This is a genomic window from Hominimerdicola alba (assembly GCF_900112155.1).
GTDB classification, from domain to species: Bacteria; Bacillota; Clostridia; order Oscillospirales; family Ruminococcaceae; genus Hominimerdicola; species Hominimerdicola alba_D.
The window spans coordinates 1-2,722 of record NZ_FOKQ01000093.1 but is presented as its reverse complement, the minus strand read 5'-3'; the positions used below and the strand labels follow the sequence as shown (position 1 = coordinate 2,722).

Genomic DNA, 2,722 nt, shown 5'->3' with positions numbered 1-2,722 from the left:
GTGGAGGTCATCGGTGCATATCCTCACAAAACTCCCGAGCAGTTTACTTCGGGTCTTACGCCGCCTCAGCCATTAAGACCTCTTAAAGATAAACCCAAATGTGCTTTCGGTGAGAACTGTGTTATTTACGGTCATGCAGGAACAGAAGCCGAGTCTTATGCTGATGAATGGGGATTGGAATTTGTTTCGCTTGATAGCACTCCGAAATACACTGCCCCAACTATCACATTTGAAAAATGCGAGGGCTGTGCAAAACTCAACTGGACAGCTGTTGACGGTGCCGAAAAGTATGGTGTCGTAGGCTGGATAAATAACAGATGGCAGCTTATCGATCAGTGCGAGGATTCATCTTATTTGCTTAATAACCTCAAAGCAGGCAGCAGTTATAAGGTAGCAGTTGTTACGATGATCGGTAATGAATGGCATAAAGATTTCTCCAATGCAATCACTGTAACCCCATTGAATTCGGCAGTATCCAAGTACCCCAATGTAACAAACATAAAGTACAGTGATAAGTACCACCAGTTCAAACTGGAGTGGAATGCGGTTGATGGCGCTACACAGTACGGTATCGCTGTTAAACTTGCAGGAAAATGGAAGGTTTGGACATACACAGACAAAAATAATTTCATATCACCGAAACTCAAAGCCGGCAGCACTGCTGAAATAGTTATCTGCGCAAAAATCAACGACGAGTGGGATACTAGAAAGATAAATTGCAGATCGTTTGTGGTCACAGTAAAGTAATCTACAAATTCTCATCCTTGAAATAATCACAGTATGGATCTTTTCAGCATATCATCACAGTTATAGATGTAGCTTCTCGGTTGAAATTATAAAATGTACTTGACAAATTTAGTTATTCATTTTACAATTAATATAAAATGAATAACGTGTTAAAATCACAATAGTATTACATTTACTGAAAGAAAGGTGATTCCAGTGTATTGGTAAATCTAATTTAAGTAAAAACCTTTAAGCACGTTATAATAAGGAGGATTAATTATGAATGTTAAAAAGATAACTGCATCATTAATGGGCGTTATAGTCATTGGTTCAATGCTTGTGATTCAGGCTGCTGCGTATATACCAAATGATTTTAAATTTTTTGAGCAGAACAGGACTAATTCCGACTTTTATTTCAAATATTGTTATGATACTCTTTATACGACAGTATTTAGTCAATATGTGGATGTTGATTATGCGATAGGAGCTAAAATTACATCACGTTCTTCGATTAGTGGTTATTATTTAGGCACACCAACGTTGAGATGTAGCAATGGAAGTTATACCACAAATGAAATCTCCTATAGTAATAATGATATTAGTAACGGTGTCATGAAGTATTTTGATGGAATACCTGATGGTTATCACACATATAGAATAGATGGTTCGTGTGAATTATCTCATTGGGGAGATTCTGGTTGTGTAATAAGTGGTCAGGTTGGTTATATGTAAAATTAAAAATAACAGCTGTACGTTTTGGCGTGCAGCTGTTATTTAAAAAGGAGGAGTAAAATGCTGAGATCATATATTTTCCAATTAAAGCTGATGACAGCAAAACGCGGATTCCAATACAGTTTTACATTGGTAATGATTGTAATATGCATTGCTTTTATTGACGGATTTAGTCCGATACTGCTTTCAAATATAGATGATACATTGTTTCCGCTTGAAGATATTTCTGCATACCCTGCTTCTGATAATTATATTCTTAATGAAATGTCACAGTTTCTAAACGTTCTGAAATTTATCTTTCCTTTTATCGCTCCCATGCCGTTTGCGTTTTCATTCATTACAGATAAAAGCTTACACATATCTGAAATAATCCAATCACGATGCGGAAATAAACGCTATTTTATGACAAAAACTGCTGCTGTTTTTACAGGCGGATTTCTGGTGTTGTTTCTGCCTTTGCTTGTAGGGATAACGCTTAATCACATTTTTGGCGGAAATTCAATAATAAACTTGTTTCATATGAATTTCAGCGAAATGGCAGTTGAACATACCTTTATAGTGAAAAATGATTTTCAGCTTTCTTTGTTGACAGTATCTCCTGTTCTTGGCGAATTGTTTGCAGCATTCTGTATTTCAATTTTTAGTGGAGTATGTTCTGTGACTGCGTTTGCTTTTTCTCTTTTTATAAGAAAATTTGCTGTGCTTGTTTTTGTTCTGGCTTTTGTTTTTATCAAACTTTGTGATGCAGCATATTCTGCGGAAATTTCAAAAAATGGATTCGGTTATATTATGCTGAATCCTTTGGGATATGCTGAAGTATCGACAGATAACATGATCTACGGCAGGTCTTATCTGCTGTTCTTTGGATTAAATGCTTTGATACTGGCGATAAGTTTATTAGTTATTTATATCCATTCAAAACATGATCAGATAAATTGAGTAGGTGATAAAATGATCGATAGAAGAAGCTTGGCAAAAATGTCAGTCTGGTTAGTTCTTTTATTGGTGTTTGATCTGGCAGATGTTCTTAGTATTGATAGAAATGCTGAATTTTTCAGAAGTTCGGGATATGATGCTGTTGATATGTTCAATCACATGGGCTTTGGCTTTTCAAACTTTGATACTATTCTTATTGAAACGGTCTTTTTACAAACTGCTTTTATAATGCTTTTTCCTCCTCAAAATATCTTGTAAAATCTCGTAAATACTCGCGAAATCTCAGTATTTCATAAAGTTATGTTCAAGAAATGAACCAAGTTATGGA

3 protein-coding genes and 1 pseudogene are annotated in these 2,722 nt (G+C 35.5%); all 4 read left to right on the top strand.

All coding sequences use genetic code 11. The features are described 5' to 3' along the window. Positions 1 to 747, top strand: a pseudogene (locus BM265_RS20325) (hypothetical protein); the annotation flags it as partial. A gap of 258 nt (positions 748 to 1,005) precedes the next feature. Then, complete coding sequence (locus BM265_RS19430) at positions 1,006 to 1,458, top strand: hypothetical protein (RefSeq protein ID WP_074963561.1); 453 nt, start codon at positions 1,006 to 1,008, stop codon at positions 1,456 to 1,458. A gap of 60 nt (positions 1,459 to 1,518) precedes the next feature. Further along, positions 1,519 to 2,397: a hypothetical protein gene (locus BM265_RS19425; RefSeq protein ID WP_074963560.1), complete on the top strand. Its 879-nt coding sequence runs from the start codon at positions 1,519 to 1,521 to the stop codon at positions 2,395 to 2,397. A gap of 12 nt (positions 2,398 to 2,409) precedes the next feature. Next, positions 2,410 to 2,652 carry a hypothetical protein gene (locus tag BM265_RS19420; protein WP_074963559.1) on the top strand — a complete coding sequence of 81 codons (243 nt, stop codon included), beginning with the start codon at positions 2,410 to 2,412 and terminating at the stop codon, positions 2,650 to 2,652. The last annotated feature ends 70 nt before the right edge of the window (positions 2,653 to 2,722 follow it).